The sequence below is a fragment of the Veillonella parvula genome, assembly GCF_945949885.1.
GTDB classification, from domain to species: Bacteria; Bacillota; Negativicutes; order Veillonellales; family Veillonellaceae; genus Veillonella; species Veillonella parvula_B.
In genome coordinates this window covers 1-19,550 of sequence record NZ_CAMFFZ010000016.1, presented here as the reverse complement: position 1 = coordinate 19,550, position 19,550 = coordinate 1, and the positions used below count along the sequence as shown (strand labels likewise).

The 19,550-nt window shown below is 40.4% G+C and carries 15 protein-coding genes and 3 tRNA genes; all 18 read left to right on the top strand.

Going from position 1 to position 19,550, the window contains the following annotated elements:
- Nucleotides 1-319 precede the first annotated feature (319 nt).
- The 18 genes from recQ (at nt 320) to Q7O55_RS06090 (ending at nt 19,320) form a co-directional block, all read left to right on the top strand.
- Nucleotides 320-2,188, top strand: coding sequence for a DNA helicase RecQ (gene recQ / locus Q7O55_RS06175; RefSeq protein WP_303929234.1), 1,869 nt, complete (start codon nt 320-322; stop codon nt 2,186-2,188).
- Nucleotides 2,189-2,314: 126 nt separating this feature from the next.
- Nucleotides 2,315-3,106, top strand: a complete 792-nt coding sequence (locus Q7O55_RS06170; protein ID WP_303929232.1) for a thymidylate synthase — start codon at nt 2,315-2,317, stop codon at nt 3,104-3,106.
- 21 nt (nt 3,107-3,127) lie between these two features.
- Nucleotides 3,128-3,622, top strand: coding sequence for a dihydrofolate reductase (locus Q7O55_RS06165; RefSeq protein ID WP_303929230.1), 495 nt, complete (start codon nt 3,128-3,130; stop codon nt 3,620-3,622).
- Nucleotides 3,619-5,931, top strand: a complete 2,313-nt coding sequence (locus Q7O55_RS06160; RefSeq protein ID WP_303929228.1) for a Tex family protein — start codon at nt 3,619-3,621, stop codon at nt 5,929-5,931. The genes Q7O55_RS06165 and Q7O55_RS06160 overlap by 4 nt, the downstream gene beginning before the upstream one ends.
- 261 nt (nt 5,932-6,192) lie before the next feature.
- Nucleotides 6,193-7,677, top strand: a complete 1,485-nt coding sequence (locus tag Q7O55_RS06155; protein ID WP_303929227.1) for an aldehyde dehydrogenase family protein — start codon at nt 6,193-6,195, stop codon at nt 7,675-7,677.
- A 154-nt stretch (nt 7,678-7,831) separates the two neighbouring features.
- Complete coding sequence (locus Q7O55_RS06150) at nt 7,832-9,379, top strand: DEAD/DEAH box helicase (protein ID WP_303929225.1); 1,548 nt, start codon at nt 7,832-7,834, stop codon at nt 9,377-9,379.
- A gap of 170 nt (nt 9,380-9,549) precedes the next feature.
- The gene (locus Q7O55_RS06145; protein ID WP_004695325.1) at nt 9,550-9,969 is read left to right on the top strand and encodes a Fur family transcriptional regulator; all 420 of its coding nucleotides are present in this window, start codon (nt 9,550-9,552) and stop codon (nt 9,967-9,969) included.
- A gap of 200 nt (nt 9,970-10,169) precedes the next feature.
- A complete protein-coding gene (locus Q7O55_RS06140) occupies nt 10,170-11,006 on the top strand; it encodes a deoxyribonuclease IV (RefSeq protein WP_303929223.1) in 837 nt (278 codons plus the stop codon).
- A gap of 234 nt (nt 11,007-11,240) precedes the next feature.
- On the top strand, nt 11,241-12,602 hold the full coding sequence (locus Q7O55_RS06135; protein ID WP_303929222.1) for an exonuclease SbcCD subunit D: 1,362 nt from the start codon (nt 11,241-11,243) through the stop codon (nt 12,600-12,602).
- Nucleotides 12,603-15,686, top strand: a complete 3,084-nt coding sequence (locus tag Q7O55_RS06130; RefSeq protein ID WP_303929220.1) for an SMC family ATPase — start codon at nt 12,603-12,605, stop codon at nt 15,684-15,686.
- 92 nt (nt 15,687-15,778) lie between these two features.
- Nucleotides 15,779-16,153, top strand: coding sequence for a VOC family protein (locus Q7O55_RS06125; RefSeq protein WP_303929219.1), 375 nt, complete (start codon nt 15,779-15,781; stop codon nt 16,151-16,153).
- Nucleotides 16,153-16,860, top strand: a complete 708-nt coding sequence (locus Q7O55_RS06120) for a tRNA threonylcarbamoyladenosine dehydratase (RefSeq protein WP_303929217.1) — start codon at nt 16,153-16,155, stop codon at nt 16,858-16,860. Before Q7O55_RS06125 ends, Q7O55_RS06120 begins: the two co-directional genes overlap by 1 nt.
- Nucleotides 16,857-17,291: a peptidylprolyl isomerase gene (locus tag Q7O55_RS06115; protein WP_303929214.1), complete on the top strand. Its 435-nt coding sequence runs from the start codon at nt 16,857-16,859 to the stop codon at nt 17,289-17,291. The genes Q7O55_RS06120 and Q7O55_RS06115 overlap by 4 nt, the downstream gene beginning before the upstream one ends.
- 4 nt (nt 17,292-17,295) lie before the next feature.
- Entirely contained in the window at nt 17,296-17,925 is a 630-nt protein-coding gene (locus Q7O55_RS06110) for a hypothetical protein (RefSeq protein ID WP_302498681.1), read from the top strand.
- Between the two features lie 82 nt (nt 17,926-18,007).
- Complete coding sequence (gene speE, locus Q7O55_RS06105; RefSeq protein WP_303929213.1) at nt 18,008-18,847, top strand: polyamine aminopropyltransferase; 840 nt, start codon at nt 18,008-18,010, stop codon at nt 18,845-18,847.
- Between the two features lie 218 nt (nt 18,848-19,065).
- A tRNA-His gene (locus tag Q7O55_RS06100) sits at nt 19,066-19,141 on the top strand.
- A 24-nt stretch (nt 19,142-19,165) separates the two neighbouring features.
- Nucleotides 19,166-19,240: transfer RNA gene (locus Q7O55_RS06095), tRNA-Gln, on the top strand.
- Nucleotides 19,241-19,244: 4 nt separating this feature from the next.
- A tRNA-Lys gene (locus Q7O55_RS06090) sits at nt 19,245-19,320 on the top strand.
- Nucleotides 19,321-19,550 lie beyond the last annotated feature (230 nt).

Here is a 19,550-nt window from a genome sequence, read left to right as displayed (position 1 = left end):
ATATAAGACCTCCTTAGGTTCTAGTTATATTCTATAGTATAGTAAATAATTTTTATTGTACCACATATTAGTACTTTAGAGGGTAAAAAATTGGTGATATCAACAAGATTCTTATACCAATTTAGTCCATATACTTTAGAGATACGCATTAGATTGTTACTTATGAAATCATATACTAATGAGTCCCATACCGAACGAAATATGATAAAATAAAAGAATGAAAAAACGATATTTCGTATTGGGTGTACGTAATATCCTTTAGTAGTAACCGTAATCACTGTATAGTATTTATATTTCTGGAACGCGAAAGGAGGGCCTTATGGAACAACAAGTAGGCACTGAGGATGAAGTACCTAAATCGCATCAAGTTGTGACGAAACAACAAGCGTTGCGCATGTTGGAGACCTACTTTGGGTATACCTCCTTTAGACCGGCTCAAGAGGCTCCTATTGCATCCTTGTTGCGGAATAAAGATGTAATTGGAATCATGCCGACAGGGGCAGGGAAGTCTATCTGTTTCCAGATTCCTGCGCTTTGTAAGCCGGGCTTGACTATTGTGTTTTCTCCGCTTATTTCTCTTATGAAAGACCAAGTGGATGGTCTTTTAGTACAGAATATACCAGCGGCACTTATCAATAGTACGCTTACCCAAGCAGAGTTTAATAAGACTATGTACGAGGTACGTAGTGGCAAAATTAAACTCTTATATATTGCGCCAGAGCGGTTGAGTTCTAATTTCTTTTGTAATGTACTGCGAGCGTTACCGATTGCTCAAGTCATTGTAGATGAGGCTCACTGTATTTCTGAGTGGGGCCATGATTTTAGACCGTCTTATCGCCTTATCGGTGAGTGGCTCAATTCATTGCCAAAGAGACCTATCGTGGGGGCTTTCACTGCGACGGCGACGAAATATGTAGAAAATGATATAAAAAAATTATTAGGTCTAGATACGGCTAATGTATACGTGACGGGTTTTGATCGGCCTAATTTATCGTTCTCTGTCATCCGCACACCGAAGCGGATGGATTACGTTGTCCATTATGTGCGAGAGCATGCCAATGAAAATGGTATTATTTATTGTGCAACGCGCAAGGATGTAGATCGAGTCTATGAAAATCTAACCCGTGCGGGCATTAAGGCGGGGCATTATCATGGGGGTCTCAACGACGAGATACGCCGTGATATGCAAAATGCCTATGCAGACGATAAATTACATGTTATGGTGGCGACGAATGCCTTTGGTATGGGCATTGATAAAAGCAATGTACGCTATGTGCTACATTATCAAATGCCGCGTAATATGGAGTCCTATTATCAGGAGGCAGGACGAGCTGGCCGTGATGGGGCACCTGCTGAATGTATCTTGCTTTATAGTGGGCAGGATGTGCAGGTTCATAAGTATTTAATTGAACAGTCCATTGAAACGCCTGAGCGACAAGATGTGGAGTTACGCAAATTGCAGTCCATGATTGATTACTGTTTCTGTAGTAATTGCTTGCGTAAATATATGCTTAATTACTTTGGTGAAAGCACCGTTTGGACTACTTGTGATAATTGTAGCTCTTGTAAGGGTTCTGCTGATAAGGTCAATGTTACGAAAGAAGCAAAAGCTATTTTCCGTGCCATCATGGGCACCGATGAGCGATATGGGGCATCAATGATAACCTCTATCGTCCGTGGTGAGCGAACGGATCGGATTATGCGTGCTGGTCATGATGCATTGCCTGTCTTTGGCTTACTGAGCAATGTAGATGAAAAATCTATTAAAGGACTTATTCAACAGTTTGTAGCATCTGGCTACTTACGCAGTTCAACGGGAAAATATCCTGTGTTATCCTTGACGGCTGGTGCTGAGGAAGTATTAGCAGGTCGTAAAGAGGTAGAGGAAATCAGACAACATGTGTCTGTGCCTTCTCGCAACAGTAAATCTGCTACCTCTGTGGCCCGAGGAAAATCTAGTCTTACATCGGGCGGTTTATTTGAACATTTGCGGCAACATCGCAAGCGCTTGGCTGAAGAAGCGGGCCTTAGACCGTATCTTATCTTCCCTGATACAGTACTCATAGATTTGGCAAATTTACGACCTACAACATTAGGTGAGTTTGGCAATGTTAAAGGCTTAGGGGAAGCAAAATTGAAAAAATATGGACTTACCTTTTTGCAGGCCATTGCAGAATATAAGGGATAATAAATTTTACTGTATATATGGTAGTGCCATATATTTTTTAGTATGATAGTACTATATATTTTAGTAAGATTAGCAAGATATACGTTAGTATTATTTGGCTTATTATAAATAGATTTAGGGGGATATATGAGCTTAGCAGATACACAATACCTCGGTATTATTGAAAATATTTTAGATCATGGTATTTATGGTCAAAACCGTACAGGAATCGCAACGTACAAATTGCCTCAACAAATCATGCAATTTGATTTGCAAGAGGAATTCCCGATTTTGACTACAAAATTTGTAGCTTTCAAAACGGCTGTAAAAGAATTACTTTGGATTTGGCAAATGCAGTCCAATGACGTACGCAAATTGCAAGAAATGAATGTGCGCGTATGGGATGAGTGGATGCGTGAGGATGGTACTATTGGTAAAGCATACGGCTACCAAATTGCGAAGTATAAGCAATTAGACAAGCTCATCAAAACTATTAAAGAAGATCCTGATAGTCGCCGAATGATTGTAACCCTTTGGAATATTGAAGATTTAGATGACATGGCGTTGCAACCATGTGCGTATGAAACCTTATGGGATGTAGGGGATGGTTACTTGAACTGCATGCTCATCCAACGCAGTGGTGACATGGGGCTTGGCGTTCCGTTTAACACGGCTCAATATGCGGCATTACAATGTATGATTGCTCAAGTAACCGGTCTAAAACCAGGTAAATTTACACATGTCATCAATAATGCCCACATCTATGAAAATCACGTAGATGCATTGCGTGAGCAATTAGCACGTCGCGATCAAGCGTTGCCTGCTCCAAAAATTATCATGAATCCTGAGGTAAAAGACTTCTATGACTTCACACCAGAGGACGTTACTTTAGATGGTTATGAGCATCTTGGTAAATTATCCATGACTGTTGCCGTATAGTATTAACCGAAAGAGGGCAGTATGTTAGCATTAATCGTAGCCGTAGCACATAATCGTGTAATTGGTAAAGATAATACCTTGATTTGGCATTTGCCAAATGATTTGAAATTCTTTAAGGAAAAAACAACAGGCCATGTTATCATCATGGGCCGTAAGACCTTTGAAAGCTTACCGTTCTTGTTGCCAAATCGTGAGCATTGGGTAATTACTCGTGATAAAGGCTTTGACGCACCGGAAGGTGTTAAGATTTTCCATAGCCCTAAGGCGGCTGCTGAAGCAGCACGTGCTCTTGATGCGGCTTACGTTATCGGTGGCGCTCAAGTATACGAGGCTTTTCTACCTTACGTAGATACTATGTATATCACTGAAGTAGACCACGAATTTGATGGGGATGCATTTTTCCCTGAGTTTTCTGAGGATGCTTTCACCATTGAATCCGTAGTAGATGGCGTGGTGGATGAAAAGAACAAATATCCTCATCGTTTTGTAACCTATCGCGGAAAGGCAGCTAAATGAGTGAAAGAATGTTTGCCCTTATCGGCAGTGAATTAAATGTTAAGCCAAAGCAGGTGCAAGCTGCCGTAGAATTGTTGGACGAAGGCAATACGGTGCCATTTATTGCGCGGTATCGTAAGGAGGTAACGGGCGAATTGCAAGATGAGCAATTGCGCACCATTGAAGAACGCATTAAATATTTGCGCAACTTGGAAACACGTCGCCAAGAAATCATTGCATCTATTACAGAGCAAGAAAAGATGACCGACGAGTTGATGAAGTCCTTAGAAGCGGCAACAAAGCTTCAAGAGTTAGAGGATTTGTATTTACCGTACCGTCCTAAGAAACGTACGCGCGCCATGATTGCCCGTGAACGTGGCTTGGAGCCGTTAGCGGAAATGATCCTTAACGATACAGTTATCTCTGGTGATCCGTTAGAGATCGCAAAAGAATACATAACAGAAGAGGTTCCTACGCCAGAGGATGCAATTCAAGGTGCTTCTGATATCGTAGCGGAAATCGTCAGCGATAGTGCAGACTTCCGGGTGTACTTGCGTAAGAAGATGTGGAATGAAGGCTTTATTCAAGCTGAATTGAGCGGTGAAGAGGAAGAACAACAACAATTCTTGCAATACGCTGAATATGCTGAGCCAGTTCGTCAAATGCTATCACATCGTATCTTGGCGGTAAATCGCGGCGAAAAATTAGGTGCTTTAAAACTAGCACTAACTGTACCAGGTGACACCTATGTCGCTTATATGGTTCAAAAGTTAGAGAAAAATCCGAAGTCTATCTTCGCAGAGTATAAAGCGGCGGCTGTAGCCGATGCGTACAAACGTCTTATTTTCCCAGCTTTAGAGCGTGAAATCCGCAATGAATTGACGGAAAATGCCGATGAGCAAGCTATCAAGGTGTTCGGTGTGAATCTCAAAAATCTATTGTTACAACCGCCACTGGCAGGGCATGTTATCATGGGCCTCGATCCAGGTTACCGCACCGGTTGTAAGATGGCTATCATCGATCAACAAGGCAATGTGCTCGATTACGGTGCTTACTACTTAACAAATAGTGAAAAGCTTCGCAAGGAAGCTCAAAAGGTATTGGCTGATAAAATCCGTAAGTTTAAGGTTACTCTTTTATCCATTGGTAATGGTACTGCATCCTACGAAACAGAGCAATTTACATCTACTATGATTGAAGAGGAAAAATTAGATTGCCACTATATCATCACTAATGAAGCGGGCGCATCTGTGTACTCAGCATCTAAATTGGCTATCGATGAGTTACCTGATTTAGATGTTACCATTCGAGGTGCCGTATCTATTGCACGCCGTGTACAAGATCCATTGGCTGAATCTGTTAAAATCGATCCTAAATCTATCGGCGTAGGTCAATACCAACATGATGTAAATCAAAAACAATTGACACATACCTTAGACCAAGTAGTCGAAACTGTAGTAAACCACGTTGGGGTAGAGCTAAATACTGCATCTCCAGCTATCTTGCAACATGTTGCAGGCATTTCTAGTGCGGTGGCTAAAAATATTGTTGCATACCGTCAAGAGAATGGTGTGTTTAAAAGCCGTAAGGAATTGCTAAAAGTGCCTCGTTTAGGCCCTGCAGCCTTTACACAATGTGCTGGTTTCTTGCGCTTACAACACGGTAAAAATCCACTGGATAATACATCCGTTCATCCAGAGTCTTATGAATTGGCAGAGCGCATCATTGGTGAATTAGGCTTTACCTTAAAAGACTTACAAGATAAATCTCAATTAGAAGCATTGCAAGTAAAATTACCTCTTGTAGATGCCGATAAAATGGCTGCCAAGCTTGATGCGGGCGTGCCGACTGTTCGAGATATCTTGGCGGCTCTTGCTAAACCAGGTCGCGACCCTCGTGAAGATTTACCGGCTCCATTGACCAGAAAACACGTAGTGAGTCTTGAAGATATCAAGGTCGGTACCGTTGTAAAAGGTACTGTTCATAACGTAGTTGATTTCGGAGCTTTTGTAGACTTTGGGCTTAAAACGAATGGTCTATTACATCGCAGCGAGCTTTGCAATAGCCGTCAACATCCATCTGATGTGCTTGCTGTAGGTGATATTATCGAAGCTCAAATCATTTCTGTTGACGTAAAGCGCAATCGCATCGGTCTGTCTGTAAAAGCATTACAACCAGAAAAACCAAAGAATAACGATAATAACTGTAATAGAAATAATAATGGTCAGCGTCGAAATAATGATAACCGAAATAACAACCGTAATAATGGCGGACGTCAAAATGATAATCGCCATAATGGCTCTCTTAATAATGGGGATCGTCGAAACTGATAATTTCTTAGAAGACTAGTTAATCTACATTAATAGATTTTAAATGATAGTCATTCTTGACTAAAAATCATTATACCCAAAACCGCACCCTCTATGGTTTTAGAGGGTGCGGTTTTTCTATATAGCTAAAAACTATGTATATTAATGCAGAACAGATATATCGAAAATAATATATCTGATTGAAAAAATTAGATATATGGAGTATGATGAAACCATAGAGGGGAAATTCCTAAATCATATTCTTAAAGAGGAGGTAATGCAATGAGCTTGAACCTTAAAGAAAGATATGGACTTTTAATTAATAATGAATGGGTAAAGGCATCTGACGGTGCTGAATTTAAAGTATATAACCCTGCTAATGGCGAACAACTTGCCATCTGTGCAGAGGCTACCAATAGTGATGTTGATAAAGCTGTAGAGGCTGCAACAGAAGCTTTCAAAACATGGAAACATGTATCTCAAGTAGAACGTGCTGATTATTTGTTAAAAATTGCGGATGCTATCGATGCGCATAAAGAACATTTGGCACAAGTTGAAACATACGACAATGGTAAACCTATCCGTGAAACATTGAACGTGGATATTCCACTTGGGGCGGACCATTTCCGTTACTTTGCAGGCGTGCTTCGCTCCGAAGAAGGTTCTGCACAAGTATTTGATGAAAATACATTGAGCCTTATCGTGCGCGAACCAATTGGCGTTGTAGGTCAAGTTGTGCCTTGGAACTTCCCATTCCTAATGGCAGCTTGGAAATTGGCACCAGCTCTTGCAGCAGGATGTACAGTTGTTATCAAACCTTCTAGCCATACATCTCTTAGTCTTTTAGTATTAGGCGATATTTTGAAAGAAATCTTGCCTCCAGGTGTTGTAAACATCATCACTGGTAAAGGCTCTAAATCCGGTCAATATATCCTTGATCATCCTGGTTTTAGTAAACTTGCTTTCACAGGCTCTACAGAGGTAGGTCTAGATGTATATAAAGCAGCATCTGAACGTTTGATTCCTGCGACTTTGGAATTAGGTGGTAAATCAGCGAATATCTTCTTTGAAGATGCAAACTGGAAACAAGCTCTTGACGGGGCAATGCTCGGTATTCTTTTTAACCAAGGTCAAGTATGCTGCGCTGGTTCCCGTATCTTCGTACAAGATACAATTTACGATAAATTCGTAGCTGAACTTGCTGCACTATTTGATAAGGTGAAAGTTGGTTTACCTTGGGATTCATCTACTCAACTTGGCTCCTTGATTTACGAAGACCAAGTTAATAAAGTGTTGAGTTATGTAGACCTTGCAAAAGAAGAAGGAGCTCGCATTGTAGCTGGTGGTGTGCGTGTTACTGATGGCGAACTTGGTAAAGGTTGCTTTGTAAGACCTACACTTATTGTAGATGCTACAAATGATATGCGCGTAGCTCGCGAAGAAATCTTCGGCCCTGTAGCTGTTGTCATCAAATTCCACAGCGAAGAAGAAGTTATTGAACAAGCAAATGACAGCTTATACGGCCTTGACGGTGGCGTATTTACTCAAAACATCAACCGTGCTATCCGCGTAGCTCGCAGTATCGAAACAGGGCGTATGTGGGTAAATACATACAACTCAATCCCTGCAGGCGCTCCGTTTGGCGGTTACAAACAATCCGGTATCGGCCGTGAAACTCACAAAGTTATCCTTGAGCACTACACTCAAATGAAAAACATCATCGTAAACTTGAGCGATAAACCATCTGGTTTCTACGATTTAGATTAATAACCTATAAACTTCTTCGATGAACTATAACAACAAAAGGTGTCTCTTATGAGGCACCTTTTGTTGTTATTATAGTAGGTAGCTTTCACCATCAAAATATGTTATACTATTTAAATGCGCATAGTTCGTGCGCGATAGGAGGAAACACATTTAGATGTTAGAAAAATTTGAACAATTAATGATTAGCGAACCTGTTCTAAGAGCGTTAAACGATATGGGCTTTGAAGAGCCTACGCCAATTCAACAGGAAGCTATCCCAGTAGCCATGAGCGGTAAGGACATGATCGGTCAAGCTCAAACAGGTACTGGTAAGACAGCAGCATTTGGCTTGCCTGTATTGGAACGCGTAGACGGTAATGAGCGTCACGTTCAAGTAGTTATTTTATCCCCTACACGAGAATTAGCTATTCAAGTAGCTGAAGAGCTTAATAAAATGGCTCAGTACACGAATATCACGGCACTACCAATCTACGGTGGGCAAGATATTAATCGTCAGTTCCGTGCCTTGAAAAAGAACCCGCAAATCATCGTTGCCACTCCAGGCCGATTGATGGACCATATGGACCGTGGTTCTATCCGTTTTGATCATGTGAAAGTCGTGGTATTGGACGAAGCCGACGAAATGTTAAATATGGGCTTTGTTGATGATATCAATAAAATTTTAGGGGCTATCCCAGAAGACCATCAAACTTTGTTGTTCTCTGCAACTATGCCTAAAGCTATCCAACAATTAGCTGAAACATATTTGACAGAGCCAACATTGATTCGCATGAAACCGACTCAAGTGACGATGGACTTGATTGAACAATATTATATCGAAGTGCAAGACCGTCAAAAATTTGATGTTCTTTGCCGCTTGTTTGATATCCAAACACCTGAACTTGCTATTATCTTCACACGTACGAAACGCCGTGTTGATGAAGTAACAGAAGGTCTTAAGAAACGTGGTTACATGGCGGAAGGCATCCATGGTGATTTGTCTCAACAAAAACGGGACAGCGTAATTCGTCAATTCCGCGAAGGTACCATCGATATTCTCGTGGCCACAGATGTGGCAGCTCGAGGTCTTGATATTTCTGGCGTATCTCATGTATATAACTATGATATGCCTCAAGATCCTGAAAGCTACACACACCGCGTAGGTCGTACAGGTCGTGCCGGTAAAGCAGGTCAAGCTTTCACGTTCGTTATTCCTCGTGAAATGGAGCATTTACATGCTATTGAGCGTTTAACAAAACGTAAAATCTCACGTCGTCGTGCACCGTCCTTAGGTGAAGTTCTTGAAGGTCAACAACGTTTGGCAATTGAAAGCCTCGTTGAAATGACAGATAATTTAGAAGCATTAGCGCCTTTCAAAACTAGTGCTGAGGAATTGTTGAATGATACAGACTCCGTAACACTTTTGGCGGCAGCTCTTAAATTGTTAACAAAAGAACCAGATACTACTCCTGTAAATATTACAGAAGAAAAACCATTGCGCGTACGCCGTCGTCGTGAAAGTGGTCGTAGTGATCGCCGCCGTCGTGATGGTGATCGTCGTCGTGACGACCGCCCACGTCGCAGCCGAGATGATCGTAAGAGTGATCGTCGCAACGACCGTAAAGGTGACCGCCGCAGAGATGATCGTAAATCTGATCGTCCACGTGGTGAGAAAAAAACTCGTCATCAAGGTGAAGGTTTCAAGCCTTACTTTAAAGACTAATAAGATGTGGATTGTTTTTGGCAATCCACATTTTTTATTACTTAATAGCTAATACTATTTATCTTGATAAGTATTGAGAATTTTGATATAATAAATAATAATTATTTCTTGTAAACGGTCGATAATGGCCTATGCCTTATAGATTTCCAAGTGGAGAAAGGTAGATTATTATGGATATCGCACAAATTTTGCGTAGCCAGGGGTTTAAAGTAACCCCACAACGTATTGCGATTTATGATGCATTGCGTGGTCATCATGATCATCCAACCGCTGAAATGTTGTATCATACGTTGCGCCCAGAACATCCAAGCATGAGCTTGGCTACAGTGTACAAGACGATGGAGATTTTTGAAAAAATCGGTCTTGTTAAAATTCTAGAAGTTGGTGATGAGCGCGCTCATTACGATTGGGATACACAAGCTCATTCCCATATCCGTTGCATCCGTTGTAATAAGGTAGAGGATATGATGGGCATTGATTTGAAAGCTATCAAAACGATTGCTGATCAAGGTAGCGAATATCAAATCACAGGTCAACATATTACCTTCGAAGGTGTTTGCCCTGAGTGCGCAAAAAAAGAAAGTCATTAATAGATAACCCCTGTTGTTGAAGGGCTCCTTCACGGCAGGGGTTATATTAGTTATTGTATATCTTGTATCTTATATCTTATATCTATTAGTGTTATAGAATAGCTATAAATAGATATAAGCATAATACAATAGATATTAGAGTTAAGCATTTTCTAATTATAAAATTGTAGAAATCGTATAATCATATATAAAGGAGTATTATGTTTGTAATAGGCAGTCACTTATCAATTAGCAAAGGTTATTTACATATGGGCAAGGAAGCTACTAAAATTGGGGGTAATACCTTCCAATACTTTACGCGTAACCCTCGTGGAGGGGGCATGCGAGCTCTCGATGTTGAGGATATGAATAACCTTAGTGCATATATGAAAGAACACAACTTTGGTACCTTGTTGGCACATGCACCGTATACCTATAACCCATGTGCCGCCAAAGAGGATTTACGCGCTTTTGCGAAGCAGTCTATGATGGAAGATTTAGAGCGCATGGAATATTTGCCAGGTCAAATGTATAACTTTCACCCTGGTAGCCACGTAAAGCAAGGCGTAGATCAAGGTATTGAATACATTGTAGAGTGCTTGAATGAAATCTTATTCCCAGGCATGAAGACAACAGTCCTCTTGGAAGTAATGGCTGGTAAGGGTACAGAAATTGGTTCCCGTTTTGAAGAGATTGCGCGCATTATCGATGGCGTAAAGCTAAAAGAGTACATGGGTGTGTGCGTTGATACTTGCCACATTCATGAAGGTGGTTATGATATCGTAAACAATCTTGATGGCGTTATTGACGAATTCGATCGAATTGTAGGTCTTGATCGCTTGAAAGCCATTCATTTAAATGACTCTAAAAATCCTATAGGTGCTCATAAAGATCGTCATGAAAAGATTGGGGAAGGACATATTGGTATCGATGCTATTGCTCGCGTTGTAACACATCCTAAATTGACGAACCTGCCATTCTACTTGGAAACGCCAAATGAATTAGAAGGATACGTAAAAGAAATTGCTATGTTGCGCTCTATCGTAGAGAATAAATAATTAAATCACAGATGTTAATTTAGTTATATAATAAATATGTAGAATACTTGATGCTATACTAGTTATTGCAAATACATTAAGTTATTAAAACTATTGAAACTATCAAAACTATTAAATCTATTTAAACTATATAACGTTATTGAACTTCCATAAAGTTATGGGACTAAGCATTTGTTTTTGCATTTAAATAGATACATTGTGTAAGGTGTAGGGAGAACTGGAAAGGGGGACGAAATGCGTTTTTTACATACTGCCGATTGGCATTTAGGGCGTATTTTTTATGGCCAGTACTTAACAGAAGACCAAGCTCATGTATTGGAACATCAGTTCTTTAATATTTTGAAAGATGAAAACATTGATGGCATATTGCTCGCAGGGGATATTTTTGATAGAGCGGTGCCACCCATTGAAGCTATCGAACTGTGGGACTCCATAATTACTCGTCTCGCTATGGACTACAAGGTGCCTCTCTTTGTGGTGAGCGGTAATCACGATGGGGCGGAACGTCTTGAAGTGGGGCGCTCCATGTTGGGACAATCGGGTATTCATATTTGGGGCTCTCCTCATCACGCTTTAAAACCTTTTGAATTTGAAGGGACAGATGGCAAGGTGGCAATTTGTCCTATGCCTTTTAGTGAACCTCGGCGCATAGGGGAGGCTTTGGGTTTAAGTTCTGCTAATACTGTTTTAGCAACTGTTCAAAATCTGGAGAGTGTAGAAACTAAGACTAAAGCAAAGTCAAAACGGTCTAAATCAAAGGAGTCATTTCAAGATATTATAGAAGGCTCTTTATTTGCTGATGTAGAGGCTACTAATGCAGAATCTACCGATACTGAAATTGCTGACATAGTAACACAGTGTTATGAAGAAAACTGCGAAAGTGCTTTGAATCTGCATAATTATGACCAAATGTATCAGGCTTGGAGCGACTACTTGTATAAACAAGTGCCCAAGGGAATGCGTAGAATCGCCATTAGCCATGCTTTTGTTATGGGCGGTGAAGTAGGGGGCTCAGAGCGTACCTTGTCTGTAGGTGGCAGTGAACAGGTAAATCCTCAAGTCTTTAAAGACTTTCACTATACTGCCTTGGGACATTTACATGGACCCCAACGAATGGGTGCTGATCATATTCGCTATAGTGGCTCTCCATTAAAGTATTCCTTTGATGAACATATGCAGAAGAAGTCTTTCACCATCATTGATATGGATACAAAGGGGAACGTAGATATTAGTACAATTCCTGTAGAGGTGAAGCGAGATGTAGTCATTTTGGAAGGATATTTTGAAGACCTGTTAAATGATAAAGCATTACAGGCTAAACATAGGGATGATTATGTGCAAGCTCGTTTACTTGATACGATGCCGGTTATGGATGGAATGGCTAAATTGCGACAGGTTTATCATCGTTGTATGACCATTGATCTAGTTGGTCGCGTGGTAAGACCAATAGTAGAGATGGGCGATGCGGTTTTTAAAGAATTAAATGAACGTGATCTATTTAATCAGTTTGCAGAAACTGTGTGGAAGGAACCTTTAACAGAGCAAGAACAGCAATATATCAACTCTGTATGGGACCGAATTCTTAAGGAGGACTAAATGAAGCCTATATCATTAACTATAGAAGCCTTTGGTCCGTATCGTGATTCGGTCACATTGGACTTTAACGAGCTCCAAGACCATTCCATGTTTCTCATCGCTGGCCCTACAGGGGCAGGGAAAACATCAATCTTAGATGCCATGGTGTATGCCTTGTATGGTGAGCCGAGTGGGGAAGTACGTAAAACAGATGCTATTCGCAGCGACTTTGCAGAACCTCATCGCATGACTCGTGTTGATTTCTCCTTTGCTATTGGCGATGCACAATATCGTGTTGAACGGTTACCGAAACAGATGGTAGCAAAGAAACGTGGTACAGGGATGCGTGAGCAGAATGCTAGCGCTACTGTATATGAAAAGAAAGATGGTGAGTGGAAGGTTATTGCTACCTCTGTTGCCGCTATTCGCGATACCATTCAGCAAATTATAGGCTTTCGCAAGGATCAGTTCTTACAAGTTGTGCTATTACCTCAAGGGGAATTCCGAAAGTTGCTAGTTGCCTCTACGAGTGAACGTGAGGAATTACTGCATACACTCTTTAAAACGGAACTATATCGGAAATTACAAGAAGCACTCAAGACTGCCTATGATGAAGCAAAGGCAGGTATTGAAGAAAAGCTAACAAAGCAAACTGCCTTCATACAGTCCATCCCTCATGATGAAGTAACTCCAATGGTAACCATTGAGCATGTGCGTGGGTTACTAGCAAATCGGGGCCCACAAAGAGAAGCTCTTGTTATAGATCGAGATGAGGCAGTAACCGTGGTAGAACAGTTTAATGTGCTTCGAAATCAATGGTCTTTATATAATCAGGCTCAACAATCTCTTGCTGAGGCTACTTCGAAACTTGACTTGGTGAAAACCAGGGAAACTGAGCGCGTAAACCTAAGTGAAAAGGTTCAGTTCCTTAACTCTTTGGCACCAACGCATGAATTATATAAACAATATATTGAGAAACAGGCTGTATTAAAAACTTTAGAACAGGCTCTTTCAGATGCGGAAGAACGTGTGAAACTGGCAACTCAACATGAGGCTAAATGTTTAGAGGTTTATAGTGGTTTAGAAGGTCAAGCTGAAAGTATACAAGCTAAGAGAACTACCTTAGCTCAATTTCAGCAACAAGCGAAGAAGTTTGACGAGTTAGATGTATTGAAAAAGGAATTCTCCACATTACATAGTAGTTTAGAAGAATTTGATAGTAAAAAAAGCGAAGATGCCTTAGCAAAACAACGGGAGCTTGTAAAAACTTTAGAAGCTGATTTAGAAGCTTTGCGTAAACAGTTACAAAATAATAACAAATCCTTAGAGAATATTACTGTTATTCAAGGGCAACTAAATGATTTACATAGATATTCTGAATTAATAGAGGAAATTAGTAAGGTACAAAAAGAAATCGATGATAAAGGTCAAACGTTAGCGTCTTTAGATGAAACAGTGCAGGTTTCAAAGGTACATCTTGAACGATTAGAGCATCTAATGCAAGAAGGACGCGCCTTTGAGCTAGTTCATTTAGTTGTAGATAATGAGCCTTGTCCGGTCTGTGGCTCTACAGATCATCCTCGGTTAGCCGCTAAGCCAGAGATTTATCCGACTAAGGATGAAATTGAAGAGGCTCGTACAGCCCGTGACATAGCACTACAAAAGCAAGCTAGCGAAGTGGGACAACAGAAAACCTTAGTTACTCGTCTTGATGAGTTAACTAAGCAAGTAGATGCACAAGTTTCTACGCTAAAGTTATCTATGGATGATTTTTCTGAGAAAAAATTTGCATCTGTTCAACAGGATTTGTTGGCTAAAATGGAGCAACTCACAGCTTTACGAGGTAAGTCTGAATTGTTAAGTAAAACTATAGCTAACAAGGAGCATAAGTTAAAAGTAGCTAGAGATAAGTTTGCAACTTTAGAGCTTGCCTATAATGAATTACTTGAAAATCTACACGACCTGGAGATTCGTATTAGCTCAGTACAAGCTAACATTGATGCTCTATCTAAAACATTACCAACCACAAATATAGCTGTGTGGCAAAAACAGCTAGAGTCATTGGATAGTGATATTACGGTCTACGATGAGCAGGTGAAAGTTGGTAAAACTAATTTAGATGCTGCTCGAGAACAGTTGAATGCCAAACGCGGACGCTTAGAAACTTTGTCCTCTCAAGTAAAAGAAGAAACAAAAAATCTCAATTTGATGTATGAGAACTATACACAGTCATTACAAACTATTTCTTTAGCAGAAGATGATTTTGTAGAGTCTTTACGTGATATTAAAGAGATAGAGACCTATAGAACACAGCTGCATACTTTGGATGAAGCCTTTAATAAAGCACAAGCTGTATATGATGCGGCGTTAAAGATCACAGAAACTGTTGTTAAGCCAAGTGAGACTGTTTCCGATGAAATCTATGCTACAGCAGTAGCGCATCGAGATACACTAGTAGGTAATCTAGCGGCATGGGATAAAGAAACAAAGCATATCGAAACTACGCTCAACTCATTAGAAGAACTTGAAACTGCTATGGGCGAGGCTCGTGAAAAGGTGAAGTTCTTAAGTCGATTAAATGATCTCGCTAATGGTGGGGAGCAAGGCTTTAAAAATGTTACCTTTGAGCGTTATGTATTGGGGGCTATCTTAGATGAGGTCGTATATGCAGCCAATTTACGACTTCAGAAGATGAGTCGCAACAGATATTCCTTGGAAAGATCTGACTATACAGGTGGTGGTCGTGGCAAGCAAGGCCTTGATTTGGCAGTTATGGATGCTTTCACGGGGCAATCTAGACCGGCAAATACCTTGTCGGGTGGCGAAACATTTCTGGCCTCTATGGCGCTTGCCTTGGGATTAGCGGATGTTATTCAAAGTTATGCTGGTGGTATCCATATGGATACGATGTTCATCGATGAAGGCTTTGGCACGCTTGATCCAGATACATTGGAACTAGCTATGGAAACATTGGTACAATTGCAATCTTCTGGGCGCCTTATCGGTATGATTTCCCATGTGCCTGAGTTAAAATCGCGCATACCTGCTCATTTAGAAGTTATTCGCGGTGACGATGGTAGTACGGCAAAATTTGTTATTAACTAGATATCATTAACTAGATATAGATTTGCCAAATGTGTTACTATAAAAAGAGGAGAATTCCTACAAAAACATCCTGTATTTACGAAGGGGGTTCTATGAAGTTTTCGTTTGCTCATAATAATATAAATGTTAAAGACCTTGATAAAAGTCTAGCATTCTATAAAGAGGCGTTATTGCTCGAGGAGTCTCGTCGTTTGGAAGACCCAAGCGGTGCTTTCACTCTAGTATATTTAAAAAGTCCTTATACAGCACATGAATTAGAACTTACATGGTTGCGTGACTGGGATCGCCCTTATAATTTAGGCGACAATGAATTCCATTTAGCGTTTTACATAGATGACTATGAAGCAGCTCTTAAAAAGCATAAAGAAATGGGCGTTGTTGCTTATGAAAATGTTGATATGGGCATTTATTTTATAGCGGATCCAGATGGATATTGGACAGAAATCATTCCGGCGGGGAAATATTAATGGAATATATGTTAACCCGTTTAGAGTGGTTGGTTGGTCCCAATAAAATCCAAACATTAAAGGACACGTCTATTGCACTCTTTGGTGTCGGTGGCGTAGGTGGTGGTGCCCTTGAGGCGTTAGTGCGAGCTGGTGTGGGGCGCATCGTCATTATTGATGGTGACTCCGTAGCGCCTAGCAATTTGAACCGCCAAATGATTACGACTCATGATACGATTGGGGCACGTAAGGTAGAGGTGGCAAAGGCGCGAGCTCTTTCCATTAATCCTGATGTGGTGATAGAAACCCATGATATTATGTATACTGAGGAAATCTATCCTGGATTTATTCAAAGCTTGAACGTTGATTATGTTATCGATGCCATTGATATGGTAACGGCGAAACTTAATATCATTGAGGTTTGTCAACGTGAAAGCATCCCTGTTATTTCTTGTATGGGCGGTGGTAATCGCTTTTACCCAGAAAAGCTTATGATTGCTGATATCAATAAGTCTCATACATGTCCTTTGGCACGCGTTATGCGTAGGGAACTCAAAAAACGGGGTATTAAAAAACAATTAGTTTTATTTTCTACAGAAAAACCGACAAAACCACAGTTCCGAGGTCAAGCAACAAGCCCTGGTACATGTAGTTTTGTGCCCCCAGTGGCAGGTTTTATATTAGCAGCACATGTATTGCGTACAATTTTGGAGGTACCTGAACAATGAAAAAAGCAAAAATCCATATGGCTGACGGCGGCGATATCGTAATTGAATTATTCGAAAAAGAAGCACCTGGAACAGTGCAAAACTTTGTAGACTTAATTAATAAAGGCTTTTACAATGGTCTTCGTTTCCATCGTGTAATCCCTGATTTCGTAGCGCAAGGTGGCTGCCCTAATGGTAATGGTACAGGAGGCCCTGGCTATACAATTAAAGACGAACTAGTTGGCAATCCTCATAAACATGAGCGTGGTGCCTTGTCTATGGCTCACCGTGGGCCTAATACTGGGGGCAGTCAATTCTTTATCGTATACGAACCACAACCTCATTTAGATGGTGTGCATACCGTATTTGGTAAAGTCATTGAAGGTATGGATGTAGTTGATGGTATCCAACAAGGTGCTATCATGGAAACTGTAGAAGTAATCGAAGGTTAATCTCATGAATGAAGTATCTATTAAACATCCAGAATGGCTATATATCGATGTAAATGGTAAAACATCATATGGGTATGACCAAGAGTGGTTCACTGATGAGTGGCAACGCTTGTCTGGTTGTGGTCCTACATCGGCATCACAAGTATTGGGCTATTCGCTATTTAGGGATGGCTTATTAGATCTAGAAACCACATCCGACCAAAGCCTTGCGTTAGAACGAATGAACTTAGTTTGGAAATATGTAAAACCACGTTTTGGTGGCGGTGTTTATAAAACGCAATGGATGGAACGAGGACTTATACGTTTGTTAGAGGACGAAGGATTGTCTTATGATGTGCATATGCTAAATGTATCACCTTTCTGTGCATCACGCGTAGAGGTGGAGGCTGCAGCTCAATTTATTCATGATGCCTTGGCACAAGATGTGCCTGTAGCATTTTTGAATCGTCATAAAGGGAAAGAAAGGGCTCTCTATACATGGCATTGGGTTCCTATTCACAAGATGTTTATGGATGGCGATGATATCCGCTGTGGCATCTTTGATGAAGGTGAAATTCGTGATTTTTCTTTGGCAAATTGGATGAAAGACACTATTTTAGGTGGTGGATTCTGTTACATTAGCCGTAAAGAGTAAGTAGCAGAGCAATTAAAGTAATATACATACGCATCGCAGTAATCTGCGATGCGTATGTAGTATAAATAGTAGGAGGTACTACATGAGTCAATGGATTACTGAGGAACAAACCTCTCATTTACGTCTAAGCGCTGAAGCGGAAGAAGTGCTTTACTCTGGGAAATCTGAGTTCCAAAAAATTGAAGTTTTTAAATCAAAAGAGTATGGTATGATGCTCGCTTTAGATGGCGTGTTCCAAACATCTGAGCGTGAAGAGTTTATCTATCATGAAATGATGAGTCATATTCCTTTGTTCTTACATCCTAATCCTGAGCGTGTCTTGATTATCGGTGGTGGTGATGGTGGCGTAGCTAGAGAATGTGTACGTCATGACTGCGTAAAAGAAGTAACGATGGTTGAAATTGATGGTAAAGTTGTGGAGCTAGCAAAACAATATCTACCAACTATTGCTAAAGCTATGATTGAAAACCACCCTAAATTGACTGTAAAAATTGGTGATGGTATTGGTTTCATGGCAGAAGCAGAAGATTATTATGATGTAATTATCGTGGACTGTTCCGATCCAATCGGTCCTGGTGAAGGCTTGTTTACAGAAGAATTTTATAAGAATACATTAAAAGCTTTGAAAGCTGATGGCTTGTTTGTACAACAAACAGAATCTCCGATGTTACACCAACCATTAGTGGAAAAAGTATTTGGTTATGTTAATAGCCATTTTCCAATTGCGCGCTTATATACAGCTTTCATTCCAATCTATCCTGCAGGGATGCATTGTTTTACCTTGGGGTCTAAAACATTTGATCCTCTAACATGGATTCCAAACCGAGAACAAAACTTTGAAACTAAGTACTATAATGCAGACATTCAAAAAGCTGCTTTTGCATTGCCAAATTTTGTAAAAAATTATTTGCCAAGTAAGTAAATAATATGTATAATGGGGAAGCGCTGTTTGTGAAACGAAAGTTTCCGATAGTGCTTCCTTATTTATATGAGGATTAAAGGGCTTATATTAGAGATGACACAATTAAAATTTTCGTTTGTAAAAATTAATGAAATTGAGAAAAAGGTGTTGACACAAATCTCTAGAAAAGATATAATTCTCTTTGTTACGAAGACAATGTCTTCGATACCTACAAGGTGGTGGGTATGGTGAAGCGGTTAACACGGCGGATTGTGGCTCCGTTACGCGTGGGTTCGATCCCCACTACTCACCCCATAACCTACACATCGTAATCACTGTAGGGGTGTCGCCAAGTGGTAAGGCAACGGACTTTGACTCCGTTATGCGCTGGTTCGATCCCAGCCACCCCTGCCAACATGACTCACTAGCTCAGTTGGCAGAGCACCTGACTTTTAATCAGGGTGTCCCGCGTTCGAGTCGCGGGTGAGTCACCAAATTAAAACTCACAAACTTCGGTTTGTGAGTTTTCTATCTCTATTTTTAGAGATTTTGGTTATGATTGTGAGTATAAAATTTAATCAAAAATCGGTTGAAAAATCTTTGGAAAAGAGGTTGACGATTTAAGGTTAGATTGATATACTATACAAGTCGTTAGGCGTAGAACTGACGTAACAGATCTTTGAAAACTGAACAATGATAGGTAATCAATCGAAATGATTGAACA

Bases quoted from the DNA above. Each gene is read 5' to 3' on its own strand.
- Q7O55_RS06115 (WP_303929214.1), top strand. From the start codon at position 16,857: ATGAAAAAAGCAAAAATCCATATGGCTGACGGCGGCGATATCGTAATT.
- Q7O55_RS06120 (WP_303929217.1), top strand. From the start codon at position 16,153: ATGGAATATATGTTAACCCGTTTAGAGTGGTTGGTTGGTCCCAATAAA.
- Q7O55_RS06130 (WP_303929220.1), top strand. From the start codon at position 12,603: ATGAAGCCTATATCATTAACTATAGAAGCCTTTGGTCCGTATCGTGAT.
- Q7O55_RS06165 (WP_303929230.1), top strand. From the start codon at position 3,128: ATGTTAGCATTAATCGTAGCCGTAGCACATAATCGTGTAATTGGTAAA.
- Q7O55_RS06150 (WP_303929225.1), top strand. From the start codon at position 7,832: ATGTTAGAAAAATTTGAACAATTAATGATTAGCGAACCTGTTCTAAGA.
- Q7O55_RS06170 (WP_303929232.1), top strand. From the start codon at position 2,315: ATGAGCTTAGCAGATACACAATACCTCGGTATTATTGAAAATATTTTA.
- Q7O55_RS06135 (WP_303929222.1), top strand. From the start codon at position 11,241: ATGCGTTTTTTACATACTGCCGATTGGCATTTAGGGCGTATTTTTTAT.
- Q7O55_RS06110 (WP_302498681.1), top strand. From the start codon at position 17,296: ATGAATGAAGTATCTATTAAACATCCAGAATGGCTATATATCGATGTA.
- Q7O55_RS06125 (WP_303929219.1), top strand. From the start codon at position 15,779: ATGAAGTTTTCGTTTGCTCATAATAATATAAATGTTAAAGACCTTGAT.
- recQ (WP_303929234.1), top strand. From the start codon at position 320: ATGGAACAACAAGTAGGCACTGAGGATGAAGTACCTAAATCGCATCAA.
- Q7O55_RS06160 (WP_303929228.1), top strand. From the start codon at position 3,619: ATGAGTGAAAGAATGTTTGCCCTTATCGGCAGTGAATTAAATGTTAAG.
- speE (WP_303929213.1), top strand. From the start codon at position 18,008: ATGAGTCAATGGATTACTGAGGAACAAACCTCTCATTTACGTCTAAGC.
- Q7O55_RS06145 (WP_004695325.1), top strand. From the start codon at position 9,550: ATGGATATCGCACAAATTTTGCGTAGCCAGGGGTTTAAAGTAACCCCA.
- Q7O55_RS06155 (WP_303929227.1), top strand. From the start codon at position 6,193: ATGAGCTTGAACCTTAAAGAAAGATATGGACTTTTAATTAATAATGAA.
- Q7O55_RS06140 (WP_303929223.1), top strand. From the start codon at position 10,170: ATGTTTGTAATAGGCAGTCACTTATCAATTAGCAAAGGTTATTTACAT.